This is a genomic window from Pseudomonas sp. GW456-12-10-14-LB2 (genome assembly GCF_002884345.1).
Classification (GTDB): domain Bacteria; phylum Pseudomonadota; class Gammaproteobacteria; order Pseudomonadales; family Pseudomonadaceae; genus Aquipseudomonas; species Aquipseudomonas paraglycinae.
In genome coordinates this window covers 1-14601 of record NZ_POHV01000009.1, presented here as the reverse complement: position 1 = coordinate 14601, position 14601 = coordinate 1, and the positions used below count along the sequence as shown (strand labels likewise).

At 62.1% G+C, this 14601-nt stretch carries 12 protein-coding genes and 1 pseudogene; 1 reads left to right on the top strand and 12 read right to left on the bottom strand.

The window, feature by feature from the left end; all coding sequences use genetic code 11:
• Positions 1 to 25: 25 nt before the first annotated feature.
• From C1X29_RS07865 to prfB, 5 genes are all read right to left on the bottom strand, one after another.
• Entirely contained in the window at positions 26 to 1303 is a 1278-nt protein-coding gene (locus C1X29_RS07865) for a flavohemoglobin expression-modulating QEGLA motif protein (protein WP_011332649.1), read from the bottom strand.
• A gap of 33 nt (positions 1304 to 1336) precedes the next feature.
• On the bottom strand, positions 1337 to 1891 hold the full coding sequence (locus C1X29_RS07860; protein WP_102717180.1) for a hypothetical protein: 555 nt from the start codon (positions 1889 to 1891) through the stop codon (positions 1337 to 1339).
• Positions 1892 to 2036: 145 nt separating this feature from the next.
• Entirely contained in the window at positions 2037 to 2741 is a 705-nt protein-coding gene (locus C1X29_RS07855; RefSeq protein ID WP_011332647.1) for a TetR/AcrR family transcriptional regulator, read from the bottom strand.
• 118 nt (positions 2742 to 2859) lie between these two features.
• The gene (gene lysS, locus C1X29_RS07850) at positions 2860 to 4359 is read right to left on the bottom strand and encodes a lysine--tRNA ligase (protein WP_085748082.1); all 1500 of its coding nucleotides are present in this window, start codon (positions 4357 to 4359) and stop codon (positions 2860 to 2862) included.
• Positions 4360 to 4474: 115 nt separating this feature from the next.
• Positions 4475 to 5570 (bottom strand): peptide chain release factor 2 gene (prfB, locus tag C1X29_RS07845; RefSeq protein ID WP_102621447.1). Its coding sequence is split into 2 segments (ribosomal slippage): positions 4475 to 5497 and positions 5499 to 5570, totalling 1095 coding nucleotides; the frame shifts between segments, so codons are not numbered across the junction.
• 107 nt (positions 5571 to 5677) lie between these two features.
• Between prfB and C1X29_RS29640 the strand changes: the two are divergent.
• Positions 5678 to 5782, top strand: a pseudogene (locus tag C1X29_RS29640) (metal ABC transporter ATP-binding protein); the annotation flags it as partial.
• Between the two features lie 13 nt (positions 5783 to 5795).
• On the opposite strand, the gene C1X29_RS07835 reads toward C1X29_RS29640, so the two are convergent.
• The 7 genes from C1X29_RS07835 to C1X29_RS07805 are packed head-to-tail and all read right to left on the bottom strand — an operon-like array spanning position 5796 to position 14256.
• Positions 5796 to 6797 (bottom strand): PleD family two-component system response regulator, encoded by a 1002-nt coding sequence (locus C1X29_RS07835; protein ID WP_102717179.1) that lies wholly within the window; start codon positions 6795 to 6797, stop codon positions 5796 to 5798.
• Positions 6798 to 6845: 48 nt separating this feature from the next.
• Positions 6846 to 7856, bottom strand: coding sequence for a chemotaxis response regulator protein-glutamate methylesterase (locus C1X29_RS07830; protein ID WP_085748081.1), 1011 nt, complete (start codon positions 7854 to 7856; stop codon positions 6846 to 6848).
• Positions 7853 to 10147, bottom strand: coding sequence for a hybrid sensor histidine kinase/response regulator (locus C1X29_RS07825; RefSeq protein WP_102717178.1), 2295 nt, complete (start codon positions 10145 to 10147; stop codon positions 7853 to 7855). Before C1X29_RS07825 ends, C1X29_RS07830 begins: the two co-directional genes overlap by 4 nt.
• The gene (locus tag C1X29_RS07820) at positions 10144 to 10827 is read right to left on the bottom strand and encodes a chemotaxis protein CheW (RefSeq protein WP_085748079.1); all 684 of its coding nucleotides are present in this window, start codon (positions 10825 to 10827) and stop codon (positions 10144 to 10146) included. The genes C1X29_RS07825 and C1X29_RS07820 overlap by 4 nt, the downstream gene beginning before the upstream one ends.
• Positions 10824 to 12101 (bottom strand): protein-glutamate O-methyltransferase CheR, encoded by a 1278-nt coding sequence (locus tag C1X29_RS07815; protein ID WP_102717177.1) that lies wholly within the window; start codon positions 12099 to 12101, stop codon positions 10824 to 10826. Before C1X29_RS07815 ends, C1X29_RS07820 begins: the two co-directional genes overlap by 4 nt.
• On the bottom strand, positions 12098 to 12634 hold the full coding sequence (locus tag C1X29_RS07810; protein WP_102717176.1) for a chemotaxis protein CheW: 537 nt from the start codon (positions 12632 to 12634) through the stop codon (positions 12098 to 12100). Before C1X29_RS07810 ends, C1X29_RS07815 begins: the two co-directional genes overlap by 4 nt.
• Complete coding sequence (locus C1X29_RS07805) at positions 12634 to 14256, bottom strand: methyl-accepting chemotaxis protein (protein WP_039769604.1); 1623 nt, start codon at positions 14254 to 14256, stop codon at positions 12634 to 12636. Before C1X29_RS07805 ends, C1X29_RS07810 begins: the two co-directional genes overlap by 1 nt.
• Between the last annotated feature and the right edge of the window lie 345 nt (positions 14257 to 14601).

The window sequence follows — 14601 nt, the reverse complement described above, 5'->3', positions numbered from 1 at the left end:
CGCAGCGCGGGAATGATCAATGGGCCTACAGGATGTTGGAGTAATCGGCCTCGATCCGGTCCAGGCTCAAGTGGTTGAGGAAGTTGGAGAAGCACATCCACGCCGACAACGCGTTCATGTCGCGGAACTGATCCGGCAGGTACTTGGGCGGCACCACCAGGCCTTCGTCCACCAACTGACGCAGGGTTCGCATGTCCTCAAGCGTAGTCTTGCCGCAGAACAGCAACGGGATCTGCTCGAGCTTGCCCTTGCGCACGGCCAACTGAATGTAGTTGTAAACCATGATGAAGCCCTTGAGGTAGGACAAGTCTTTGGTGAATGGCAGACCGGTCGGCGTCGAGCCACGGAAAACCCGACTGGCGTTGCCGTAGCTTTCCGCCATCTCGAAGCCCTGCTCGCGGAAGAACTCGAAAATCTGCAGGAAGTCCGCACCCTCCTCGACCATGTGAATGGCGCGGGTTCGGTTGGTCAGTTTGCGCAGGCGGCTCGGGTAGGAGGCGAAGGTGATGATTTCCATCAGGATCGCCAGACCTTCCTGAGTCACCGTCGACGAGGGCGGGCCCTTGGACAGGAAGGTGCAGATCGGCTGGTTCAAGCCGTTGAGCGTGGTGCCGACGTGCACCAGGCCTTCGTGGACTTCCAGAGCACGCACGTCGCGGTCGTTGAACATCGCGTCGGTGCGGATCTTGATGTAGTCGGCACCCGCCGCCGCATCGGCGACGATACCGTCGGACTCGAACACGCGGATGGTTTCTTCAGCCTCGCCGAACACCTTGTTCAGGCGGGTTTGCAACAGGTGAACGGCGTCCTTGGCGGTAAGGGTCTTCGGTTCGTCCTTCAGGTCGCCACGGCCGTCGATGTTGTTCAGATAGTCCGACATCATCAGGCCGAGATCGGCCAGGGTCGGGTCACCGGCGTGGAACGCGTCGGATGCGGCGCCGTAAAGTTCCTGGGAAATCAGGCCGAAATCTTCGGTGCCGCGCGCTTCGAGCATGCGCACCACCATTCGGTATTCCTTGCACATGCGGCGCATGATCTGGCCAACCGGGTTGAACTGGCCGAGCTGGCGGGTGATGTCCCGCTCGATGTTCTGGAATTCCAGCTTGACCTTGCTCGAATCAAAGGACAGCGGCCGGTTGAGGTAGTAGTCACGATCCACCGCCGGCAATTCCTTGCCCTTGGCCTTGAGGAAGCCCTTGCGGATGTTCTCGTCCCACTTGACCGCGTCGAGCACGCGGATCGGCGTCTGCGCCAGCACTATGCGATCGGACAGAATGCGTATCGTCTGCTGGTAATCGTCCACCCGAAACTCCTGTAGAAAACGTGACGAACTGAATTATTTGGCTTTGGCCTGATGCTGATAGCGCGCCGCTTCGACGAAAACGTCGGAATTGGCCGGGTCGTCGAGGTAAGCAAAGACCTTTTCAAGCGGGCTGTCGACCTGCACGCCCTCGCCGTCATCGGTCTGGAAGCCCTGGCCGTCGAGGGTCTTCTGGGCGATGGCCTGGTTGATCTGTTCGAGGTCGAGGTTGTAGATCACCAGTTCGCGCTTGTCGGTGATCTCGAAGCCGGCGATGGTGAAGTGCCCGCCGTATTGCGCCGGCACCTTCGCCGACAGATACCAGCGGTTGCCGTGGCGCGACACCGTGAACGGATAGGCTTCACGCTCGCGGGGTTTGGCTTTGAAGTACGCAACCGCCTGATAGCGATCGTTGCCCAGGCGCGTCAATTCCAGATTCATCGGCTCGCCCCAGGCATTGGTGCTCGACCATTGGCCGAGCAAGCCCTTGGGCGCCGGTTCACTGGCGGGCAGCGGCTCCTTGAAGGTCACCAGACATCCGCTGAGCAGCAGGAACGACAAGGCGATCAGCACGCCACGCCAGGCTTTCATTCGACACTCCCTAGAACACCCGTTTCTTCTGATCGTTCCTACGCTCCGCGTGGGAATGCATACAGTGACGCTCTGCGTCACAGTGGACGCTTTGCGTCCATGGCGGCATTCCCACGCAGAGCGAGGGAACGATCAGGGTCGAGAATTACACCGACGCGAGTACCAGGTGCATATAGCGCGTCAGAATGCCGAGCATGTCCTCTTCAGCCAAAGGCTCGGCGTCGTTGAGCAGGCCCTGATATTCCATCCGTCCGATAATCGCCGTCAACACCTTGGCATCCTGCTGCGGCTCGCGCGAGCCCAATACCTGGAACAACTGGCAGGTGCCCTGCAACAGAATCTGCTGATGGGAACGCACCAATTCCGCCAGACGCGGGTTGAGCAGCGCCTCCTGACGGAACGCCTGCTCGGCCATCAAATGCTCGCGACGGTTGACCAGTTGCCGATGCACGTAATCAGCCATCAACCGCGCGATATCGTCTGCCAGTTGTGAGCGCGACTCCGGGCTGCCGTCACCGCTGACCACCATTTCGCGCAGCAGGCCTTCGTTGTTGATCCACAGCTTGGCCATGTAGGCCGCACTGCGTTCGACGTACTGGGCGAAGGTATCGGTGAGCAGGTCATCGATGTCCTTGAAGTAATACGTGGTGGCCGACAGCGGCACACCGGCCTCGGCCGCCACCGCCCGGTGACGCACGGCGCGTACGCCGTCGCGTACGACAATGCGCATCGCCGCATCGAGAATGTCCTGTCGACGCTGTTCACTGCCCTGCCGGCTGGCCTTGCGGCCCTGGTACTGAACACTTTCAGCGACCGCAGTGGCGATTCCCGCTGCACCCTCTTGAGCCATTGCACCGATCACGACAGGCATACCTCTGTTGTTTTCTTCAAAATTAACCATTTGATACGTTTGTACCAGACAGGCAATAAAAAGCCGCCCATTTCAGGCGGCTTTTTTATTGAAACACTTACGCTTGTGGCCGCATGTGCGGGAACAGGATCACGTCGCGGATCGACGGGGAGTTGGTCAGCAGCATCACCAGACGGTCGATGCCGATACCTTCGCCGGCCGTTGGCGGCATGCCGTACTCCAGCGCACGAACGAAGTCGGCGTCGTAGTGCATGGCTTCGTCGTCGCCGGCGTCCTTGTCGGCCACCTGCGCCATGAAGCGCTCGGCCTGGTCTTCCGCGTCGTTCAGCTCGGAGTAGGCGTTGGCGATTTCACGGCCGCCGATGAACAGCTCGAAGCGGTCGGTGACGTTCGGGTTGTCGTCGTTGCGACGGGCCAGCGGCGACACTTCGAACGGATACTGGGTAATGAAGTGCGGCTGTTCCAGCTTGTGCTCGACCAGCTCTTCGAAAATCATCACCTGCAGCTTGCCCAGACCTTCGAAGCCCAGCACCTTGGCGCCGGCCTTCTTGGCGATGGCGCGCGCCTTGTCGATGTCGTTCAGGTCATCGGCGGTCAGCTCGGGGTTGTACTTGAGGATCGAGTCGAACACCGACAGGCGCACGAACGGCTCGCCGAAGTGGAACACCTTGTCGCCGTACGGCACGTCGGTGCTGCCCAGAACCAGCTGCGCCAGTTCGCGGAACAGTTCTTCGGTCAGGTCCATGTTGTCTTCGTAGTCGGCGTAAGCCTGGTAGAACTCCAACATGGTGAATTCAGGGTTGTGACGAGTCGAAACGCCTTCGTTACGGAAGTTGCGGTTGATCTCGAACACTTTTTCGAAGCCACCAACCACCAGACGCTTGAGGTACAGCTCTGGCGCGATACGCAGGAACATTTCCATGTCCAGCGCGTTGTGGTGGGTTTCGAACGGCTTGGCCGCGGCGCCGCCAGGAATGGTCTGCAGCATCGGCGTTTCGACTTCGAGGAAGTCGCGCTTCATCAGGAAGCTGCGGATGTGCGCGATCACTTGCGAACGGACGCGGAAGGTCTGACGCACGTCTTCGTTGACGATCAGGTCAACGTAGCGCTGACGGTAACGCTGTTCGGTGTCGGTCAGGCCGTGGTGCTTGTCCGGCAGCGGGCGCAGGGATTTGGTCAGCAGGCGCACGCTGGTCATCTCGACGTACAGGTCGCCCTTGCCGGAACGGGCCAGGGTGCCTTCGGCGGCGATGATGTCACCCATGTCCCAGGTTTTCACCGCGGCCAGGGTTTCTTCGGACAGGGTCTTGCGGTTGACGTAGACCTGGATGCGACCGGTCATGTCCTGGATCACCATGAACGAGCCACGGTTGAGCATGATGCGACCTGCAACCTTGACCGGAATCGCAGCCTCTGCCAGCTCTTCCTTGGTCTTGTCCGCGTACTGTTTCTGCAGTGCTTCGCAGTAGTTTTCGCGGCGGAAGTCGTTCGGGAAGGCATTGCCCTTGGCGCGCTCGGCAGCAAGCTTTTCCTTGCGCAGGGCGATCAGGGAGTTTTCTTCCTGTTGCAGGGCCTGGTCGAGTTGTTGGTCGCTCATGTCTTTAAATATTCCATCACAGGTTCGTTGCCCCCGGGCCTTTCGGCCCGGGGATCGCCAGCAGGCTGGCTCCTACAGAGATCGAGTTGAATCAGCCGATCCTGTATTGCGTTTCTTACAGGCCCGATTTCAGGCTGGCTTCCAGGTATTCGTCGATGTCGCCGTCGAGCACCTTGTCGCAGTCACTGCGTTCGATGTTGGTGCGCAGATCCTTGATCCGCGACGCATCGAGCACGTACGAACGGATCTGGTGACCCCAGCCGATATCCGACTTGGTGTCTTCCAGCGCCTGGGACGCCGCGTTGCGCTTCTGCATTTCCTGCTCGTACAACTTGGCCCGCAGCATTTTCATGGCGGTGTCCTTGTTGGCGTGCTGGGAACGTTCGTTCTGGCAGCTCACCACGGTGTTGGTCGGTACGTGGGTGATACGTACGGCCGAGTCGGTGGTGTTTACGTGCTGACCACCGGCACCGGAGGAACGATAGGTGTCGATCCGCAGGTCTGCCGGGTTGATTTCGATTTCCACCTTGTCGTCGATCTCTGGCGAGACGAAAACTGCGGAGAACGAGGTATGGCGACGGTTGCCGGAGTCGAACGGGCTCTTGCGCACCAGACGGTGCACGCCGATCTCGGTACGCAGCCAGCCAAAGGCGTATTCGCCCTTGATGTGCACGGTCGCACCCTTGATCCCGGCGACTTCACCGGCCGACAGCTCCATGATGGTCGCGTCGAAACCGCGTTTGTCGGCCCAGCGCAGGTACATGCGCAGCAGGATGTTGGCCCAGTCCTGGGCTTCGGTGCCGCCGGAACCGGCCTGGATGTCCAGGTAGGCGTTGTTCGGGTCCATCTCGTGGCTGAACATACGGCGGAATTCGAGCTTGGACAGGGACTCTTCGAGACCTTGAAGGACTTCGACGACGTCGTTGACCGCGCCCTCGTCGTTCTCTTCAACGGCCATGTCCAGCAGCTCGCGGCAATCGGCCAGGCCACCGTTCAGTTCGTCGAGGGTATCGACGATCTGCGCCAGCGCAGCGCGCTCGCGGCCCAGTTCCTGGGCGTATTCAGGTTTGTTCCAGACTGCAGGATCTTCAAGCTCGCGATTGACTTCGATCAGACGCTCATGCTTTTGATCGTAGTCAAAGATACCCCCGAATAGTTTCGGAGCGCTCGGACAGGTCCTTGATGGTGTTCAGGATCGGGTTGATTTCCATGACGGGCAGCACTCGTTGGCGAACTTTTGAAAGCCGGCGAGTATAACGTAATCAAGCTGTCACGGCAGCCCGTCTGGCGGCTGTTAAGGCGATTCACTTGACATGGCCTGACACAGATCCCTGTGGGAGCGGGCTTGCCCGCGAAGGCGGAGTATCAGTCGACATCATTGCTGAATGACCCACCGCATTCGCGAGCAAGCCCGCTCCCACAAGGGTATCGCGTACCTATTCGATGCCGACCTGATTGCGCCCGTTGTTCTTGGCCAGGTACAGGCCACGGTCCGCCGCCGAGATCAGCAACCGGCAGTCGCTGCCCGACTCCGGCACCATGGTTGCCAGGCCGATGCTGATGGTCAGGCTCGAGCCTTCGGCCGGGGCAATGTGCGGAATCTTCAGCGCCGCGACCGTCTGGCGCAGCTTTTCCGCCACCAGTCGGGCCCCGCCCGGCGAGGTGTTGGGCAGCACCAGCGCAAATTCTTCGCCGCCATAACGCGCCGGCAGATCGGACGGCCGGGCGCTGGCCTCGCGGATTGCCGTGGCGACCTTGCGCAAGGCCTCGTCGCCTTCGACGTGGCCGAAGGTGTCGTTGTAGGACTTGAAGTAATCGACGTCGATCATCAGCAACGACAACTGGCTCTGGTCGCGCAACGAGCGGCGCCATTCCAGTTCCAGGTATTCGTCGAAGTGCCGGCGGTTGGACAGCCCGGTCAGGCCGTCGGAGTTCATCAGTCGCTGCAGGACGAGGTTGGTATCGAGCAATTGCTGCTGGCTGACCCGCAACGCGCGGTAGGCCGCGTCCCGTTGCAGCAGGGTCATGTAGGAGCGCGAGTGATAGCGGATGCGCGCCACCAGTTCGATGTTGTCCGGCAGTTTCACCAGGTAATCGTTGGCCCCGGCGGAGAACGCCGCGCTCTTGATCAGCGGGTCTTCCTTGGTCGACAGGACGATGATCGGAATGTCCTTGGTCGCCGGGTGATTACGGTACTCGCGCACCAGGCTCAGGCCGTCGAGGCCGGGCATCACCAGATCCTGCAGGATCACGGTCGGCTTGATCCGCACCGCGTGGGCCACGGCAAGATGCGGGTCGGAGCAGAAGTGGAAGTCGATGTTCTCTTCATTCGACAGCCCACGGCGCACGGCTTCGCCGATCATCGCCTGATCGTCCACCAACAACACCATGGCGGCGTTCTCGTCGGTTTTGATGTCATCGATCTGTAAGTCATTCATGGGCGGTCACCTGAGTGCTGCGGGGGCCAGGATTGCGGATGGATGTGTTCATTTAGGGAAAATCTCCAGCAATCGTGGCGCTATCTTTTCCAGTGGACGGATTTCTACGGCCGCGTCGATGGCTGCGGCAGCCTTGGGCATGCCGTACACCGCACTGCTTTGCTGATCCTGCGCGATGGTCAGATAACCCTGTTGACGCATGAGCTTAAGCCCTTGCGCCCCGTCGCGTCCCATCCCTGTCAATAAAACCCCTACTGCGTCACCGTTCCAGTAACTGGCGACGCTTTCGAAAAACACGTCGATCGAGGGGCGGTAGATCTCGTTGACCGGCTCGGCGGTGTAGGCCAGCGTGCCGTTCTTGAGCAAACGAATATGGTGGTTGGTGCCGGCCAGCAGCACCGCGCCGGCCTGCGGCGGCTCGCCTTCGCGGGCCAGACGCACGTCGAGGCCGCTGGCGCTGGCCAGCCATTCGGCCATGCCGGCGGCAAACACCTGATCGACATGCTGCACCAGCACGATGGCCGCCGAAAAGTGGCGCGGCAGACCTTTGAGCAAGACTTCCAGCGCGGCCGGGCCACCGGCCGAAGAGCCGATCGCCACCAGCCGCTGGCGCGAGGCGGTACTGCGCGGTGTCGCAGGTGCCGGGCGTGAGCGGGCGGTTTTCTCGCCGATCAGCCAGCCGATATTGAGGATTTTGCGCAGCAGCGGCGCCGCCGCTTCCTGAGGATTGCCGCCGCCGATGGCCGGGGTATCGACCACGTCCAGCGCGCCGTGGCCCATGGCTTCGAACACCCGGTGCACGTTCTGCTGGCGGTCCACGGTGACGATGACGATCGCGCACGGGCTCTCGGCCATGATCCGGCGGGTTGCCTCGACGCCATCCATCACTGGCATGATCAGGTCCATCAGGATCAGGTCAGGAGTGTTTTCGGCGCACAGGCGCACCGCTTCGGCGCCGTTGCTGGCGACCCACACCACCTGATGCGCCGGCTCGAAAGCCAGCGCCCGGCGCAGGGCCTCCACCGCCAGGGGCATGTCGTTGACGATTGCGATCTTCATGCCCGCGCTCCTCCGATGAGCTCAACCACCGCGTCGAGCAGGGCGTCGTCATGAAAACTGGCCTTGGCCAGATAATAGTCGGCGCCGGCGTCCAGTCCACGGCGGCGGTCTTCCTCGCGATCCTTGTACGACACCACCATCACCGGCAGCGATTGCAGACGGTTGTCGCGGCGCAACAACGAGACCAGTTCGATGCCGTCCATGCGCGGCATGTCAATGTCGGTGATCAACAGATCGAAATCCTCCGAACGCAAGGCGTTCCAGCCGTCCATGCCATCCACCGCGACGGCCACGTCGTAGCCGCGATTGAGCAGCAGCTTGCGTTGCAGTTCGCGCACGGTCAGCGAATCGTCGACCACCAGAATCCGTTTGCGCGCGGCTTCCGCGGCCTGATTACCGTGGCGGGCAATGCGCTCCAGACGCCCGGTATTGAGCAGTTTGTCCACCGAACGCAGCATGTCTTCAACATCGACGATCAGCACCACCGAGCCATCGTCGAGCAAGGCCCCGGCGGAAATGTCCTGCACCTTGCCCAGCCGTTCGTCCAGTGGCAGCACCACCAGCGTGCGCTCGCCGATGAAACGCTCGACCGCCACGCCGTAGATCGCATCGCGCTCGCGGATCACCACGACTTTCAGGGTCTCGCCGCTGTTCTGGCTGGCCGGACGTTGCAATAACTGACTGGCCGCGACGAGCCCGACATGCCGGCCTTCGTGCCAGAAATGCTGGCGCCCTTCGACCTGCACGATGTCCTCCGGCGCCAGATCGCACATGCGCTCGATGTGCGCCAGCGGGAAGGCGTAGGCCTCGTCGCCGACTTCCACCACCAGGCTGCGCACCACCGACAGGGTCAGCGGCACTTCGAGATAGAAACGACTGCCCTCGCCCGCCGTCTGCTCCAGCACCACCGCACCGCGCAACTGGCGGACCATGTGCTGAACAGCATCGAGACCGACGCCACGACCCGACACTTCGGTGACCTTGTCGCGCAGGCTGAAACCCGGCAGAAACAGGAAGGTCAGCAGTTCCTCTTCACTCAACTGGGCGGCGGTTTCCGCGGGCGACAACTGACGTTCGACGATGCTGCGGCGGACCTTTTCCAGATCCACACCATTGCCGTCGTCGCTCAGTTCCAACACCAGCAGACCGGCCTGATGCGAGGCGCGCAGACGGATCAGGCCCTCTTCGGACTTGCCTTTGAGCAGGCGCTCTTCCGGAGTTTCGATGCCGTGATCGACTGCATTGCGCAGCAGGTGCGTCAGAGGTGCTTCGAGTTTTTCGAGTACATCGCGATCGACCTGAGTCTTCTCGCCTTCAATCTCCAACCGCACCTGTTTACCGAGGCTGCGACCGAGGTCGCGCACCATCCGCACCTGCCCGGACAGCACATCGGCGAACGGCCGCATGCGGCAGGCCAGCGCGGTGTCGTAGAGCACTTGTGCGCGCTGACTTGCTTGCCAGGCAAACTCGTCGAGCTCGGCGTTTTTCTCTGCCAGCAATTGCTGGGATTCGGCGAGCAAACGGCGCGCGTCTTCCAGCGCCTCTTGAGCTTCAAGGCTCAGGGCGTGTTCCTTGAGATGAACGTTGAGACTTTCCAGCGCCCGCAGGCCGTTGTTCTGCATGCGCTTGAGGCGCTGCATGGTGGCCAGGTGCGGTTTGAGGCGCTGGGTTTCCACCAAGGATTTGCTCGACAGATCGAGCAGGCTGTTCAGGCGTTCGGCGGTGACCCGCAGCACCCGCTCGCCACCTTCGGTGGTGCGCTTGCTCTTGCGCGGCGCGGGTTCCGGCTCGGCAACCTCAACGGGAATTTCAACCGGGGTCGATTCAACCACTGTCGGTGGCTGAAGCTGCAACTCGGCCATCGGTGGCGCACTCGGAGCGGCGGGCACCACGGCCGGTGCCGCCGGGTCGAGCAAACAGCCCATCAACGCCACGTAAGCCTCGATGTCCGCCGGTTGCGGGCCACTGGCCGGGGTGGCGATGCGCATCAGCAAGTCGGTGCCCTGCAACAACGCATCGATATGTTCCGGGCGCAGGAACAACCGGCCTTCCTGCGCACTGACCAGACAATCTTCCATCACGTGGGCGACGCTGACGCCGCTGTCGATGCCAACGATCCGCGCCGCGCCTTTCAACGAGTGCGCCGCACGCATGCACGATTCGAGCTGATCGGCCTGGGTCGGGTTGCGCTCCAGCGCCAGCAGCCCGGCGCTGAGCACCTGGGTCTGGGCTTCGGCTTCGAGACTGAACAGCTCGAGCAAGGAGGCGTCGCGCATTTGCTCGGGGGTCATGTGAGGCTCCGGGACACGGCGGACAACAGCTGTTCTTCATCCAGCCAACGCAGGCTGCGACCTTTGAAAGGCAGCACGCCTCGGGTGTATTTGGCGCTGGTCTGTGCGCCAGACCGCGACGCGGCATCGAGAATTCGCTCGTCGATGGCGTGAATCCCGTCGACTTCGTCGACCGGCACCACCACCGGCCCGCCCTGGGCCGAGATGATCAGCATGCGCGGCATGATCCGCGCGCCGGTCACCGGGGCCGCGTTGCTGTCGAGGTCGAGCAGTTCGACCAGCGACAGACAGGCCACCAGCGCACCGCGCACGTTCGCCACGCCGAGCAAGGCCCGGGAGCGCTGGTGCGGCAGCGAGTGAATCGCCTGCAACGGCGCGACCTCCACCAGACTGCGGGTGGCCAGGCCGAGCCATTCTTCACCGAGGCGGAACATCAGCAGCGAACGGGTCTTCAGCTCGGTTTCCACCTGGGTCGCCACCGGGTCGCGCTCGTCCTGCTGCAATGCATAGCGGTCGAGCAGACGCGTGGCGGCGGCGGAATACACCGAGCAATTGCGGCAATGGATGTGCTCGTCCAGCAGCGGGCAGGACTTGTCGCCGTGGATGCCGATGCGGTTCCAGCAATCGTCGATGGCCCGGGCGTCTTCGTGGGTGACGTTCAAGGTGTCGGACGGGATCATCGTTTACGCTCACTGTCGGCGGTGCGGTCGCTGCGGGCGGCGCGCTCCTGCAATCGTCTGGCGCCGGCCGTGTCGCCCTGGGCCTGCAGCAACGCAGCCAGGTGCATCAAGGCTTCGGGGTGTTGCGGTTCGAGGTACAGCGCTTTGCGGTAAAAGCCCTGGGCTTCGAGGGCGCTGCCGGCGACATCGCTCAGCAGGCCGAGCCAGTAGAACACCTGGGCCACCGGCTCATGGCTGCGCAAATACTGTTCGCACGCGGCCCGGGCCTCGGCACTTCTGCCTTCGTTGGCCAGGGCGGCGATGTTGGCCAGCAAAGTCGCGGCGTCGGGGTTGGTGCTTTTAGCCGTCGCGGGCAACGGCGTCACGCCAGCAAACGGACGGTTGCGCACCGGCGGTGGTGGCGTGCTGCGCAGCGGTTGGCGCACAGGTAACGGCAGCGGAATCGCGGTCGGCGCCGGCAACGGTTCGGGTTGTGGATCGCTGTGACGGCTGAAAGCAAAGGACTGTGGAATCCCGATCGAGCGCATGCCCAACCGCCCAAGCAGACTACCCTCGGCCGGGCCGATAAACAGCACGCCATCGACATGGGTCAGGCGCTTCAGCACCGCGAATACCTGCTGCTGGGTCGGCTGATCGAAATAGATCAGCAGGTTGCGGCAGAACACGAAATCGAACGGCGGCTCGTTGACCAGCAATGACGGATCGAGCACGTTGCCGACATGCAAGCGAACCTGCTCGCGGACGATTTCATTTACTCGATAACCCTCGTTCTCGGCGAAAAAATGCCGCTCACGAAAGTCCAGCTCCTGACCGCGAAACGAGTTCTTGCCGTACAGCGCACGCCGCGCCTTGTCCACCGACAACGGGCTGACGTCCATGCCATCGACCTTGAACTGATGGGGCTTGAGGCCCGCATCGAGCAAGGCCATGGCAATCGAATAGGGTTCTTCACCGGTGGAACACGGCAGGCTAAGGATGCGCAGCGCGCGCATGTTGCTCAGTTCACCCAAGCGTTTGCGCGCCAGTTTGCCGAGGGTGGCGAAGGATTCCGGGTAACGGAAAAACCAGGTTTCGGGGACGATCACCGCTTCGATCAGCGCCTGCTGTTCATCCCGCGAGCCTTGCAGGGTCTGCCAGTACTCATTGGCATTCACCGTTTGCGACAGGGTGATGCGCTGGCGCACAGCCCGTTCGATGATCGCCGGCCCGACCGAGGCGACATCGAGGCCGATGCGTTCCTTGAGAAAATCGAAGAAGCGCTGGTCGCTGCTCATGGCTGCTCCTCAAGCCGCGCCGGATCCAGCGGTGGCGTCGGGAACAGCAGCGTACGCACCGACTCGTCCAGCAAGTCGTTGACCCGCACCCACTGCACCAGCCCTTGGGCGTCTTCACGCACCGGGCCGAGGTACGGCGCCTGACGATTGTCGAGGCCGTACGGCTGAAAATCATCCGGGTTGCAGCGCAGGGTATCGGTGGCCTGTTCGAGGATCAGCCCCAGCCATTGCGAGGGTTGCGAGTCGTCCGCGCGGTAATGCACCAGCACCAGACGCGTGCTGGTGCGCGCTTGCGCAGGATGGCCGAACGTCAGGGCACTGAGGTCGATCACCGGCACCACCGTGCCGCGATAGGCGAACACTCCCGCCACCCAGTGCGGCGCCCGGGCAATCGGCTTCAACGGCAGGCGCGGCAGCACTTCGGCCACTTCCGTGGCGCGCAAGGCGTAGCGTTCGCTGCCGATGCGAAACAGCAGAAACAATGCCTGCTTCGCCACCGGTGCAGCGCTGCGTTTGGCGGTGATTTCGCTCATCAGACTTTGAATCGCGAAACGCCGCTGCGCAGGCCCACGGCCACCTGGCTCAGTTCGTCGATGGCGAAACTGGCCTGACGCAACGACTCGACCGTCTGGCTGCTGGCATCACCCAGCTGCACCAGCGCGTGGTTGATCTGCTCGGCACCGGTGGCCTGGGCCTGCATGCCCTCGTTGACCATCAACACCCGCGGCGCCAGCGCCTGCACTTGATGGATGATCTGCGACAGCTGCTCGCCGACCTGCTGCACTTCGGCCATGCCGCGACGCACTTCCTCGGAGAACTTGTCCATGCCCATCACCCCGGCAGACACCGCCGACTGGATCTCGCGGACCATCTGCTCGATGTCATACGTGGCGACAGCCGTCTGATCCGCCAGACGCCGCACTTCAGTGGCGACCACCGCGAAACCACGGCCATATTCACCAGCCTTCTCCGCTTCAATCGCGGCGTTCAGGGACAGCAGGTTGGTCTGGTCGGCGACCTTGACGATGGTCACCACCACCTGATTGATGTTGCCGGCCTTCTCGTTGAGGATCGCCAGTTTGGCGTTCACCAGATCCGCCGCGCCCATCACCGAGTGCATGGTGTCCTCCATGCGCGCCAGGCCTTGCTGCCCGGAACCGGCCAGCACCGAGGCCTGATCGGCGGCGGTGGAGACTTCGGTCATCGTGCGTACGAGGTCGCGGGAGGTCGCGGCGATCTCGCGGGACGTAGCGCCGATTTCAGTCGTGGTCGCAGCGGTTTCGGTGGCGGTGGCTTGCTGTTGTTTGGAAGTGGCCGCAATCTCGGTCACCGAGGTGGTGACCTGCACCGACGAGCGCTGGGCCTGGGACACCAGCGAAGTGAGCTCGGTCATCATGTCGTTGAAGCCGGTTTCCACGGCGCCGAACTCGTCCTTGCGGTCGAGGTTCAAGCGGCTGCTCAGATCGCCGGTGCGCATGATGTCGAGGATCTGCACGATGCGGTTCATCGGCGCCATGATCGCGCGCATCAGCAGCAGACCACAGAACCCGGCGGCCAGCACGGCCACCAGCAGCGAGACGAACATGCTGACCTTGGCCGCAGCCACGGCCTCATCAATGTTGGCCATGGCCTTGTCAGCGACTTTCTTGTTCTCGCCAATGATGTCGTTGAGCTTCATCCGACCCGAGTACCAGGTCGGAGTCAGTTGTTCGTGGAACAGCTTGACGGCGTCGGCTTCCAGATTGCGTTTGTGCAGATCGAGCACCGCATCCTGAATTTTCAGGTAGGCGTCGTGATATTTCTCGAACGCCGCGAATTCGAGCTTGTCCTCGTCCGTCACCACCGTGCCACGGTAATTGGCCATCTGTTCCTGAAGCCGGGATTCGAAAGCCTTGTAATCGGCCGCATCTTCACTGCTGACGCCCTGCCCCTCCTTGAGGCCCAGCAGTTCCTGGGTCTGCAGGTAACTGTCGACCCACGCGCCACGAATCATCGAGCTGTAATAGACGCCGGGAATCGCGTCGTCACGGACGCTGTTTTCACTGGCCTCGATCTTCAGCAGCCGCGAATACGAGACGACCACCATCAGCAGCATGATGGCGATAATCACCGCAAAGCTCGCCAAAATGCGTTGGCGCAACGTCCAGTTCTTCACAGTCAGTCCTCGGGGCGGGTCGAAATGCGGGGGAGTATAGCTGAGGGCGGTGTTTCATTTATAAGACGGTTTGCCGCGCTCTGGCCTTCCGGCATTAAACGGGGTGGGCTCTGGACAGGGACTTTCAAGGAATCGGAGGGTGGCGTGCCAGTGACGCAATGGAAAAAAGGGGCGATGGATTGGCCATTTCGGGTTTAGATGATCTGCAGGCACAGTAGCCATGTGCCATGGTGCGCAACTTCTTGCGCACTTGTTTCGCGAAATCGCCGCCCGATATCGCTACAGCCCCCGGTTACCGTCGCCTGTAGCCGAGTGCGCAACTTCTTGCGCAGTACTGCGCAAGAA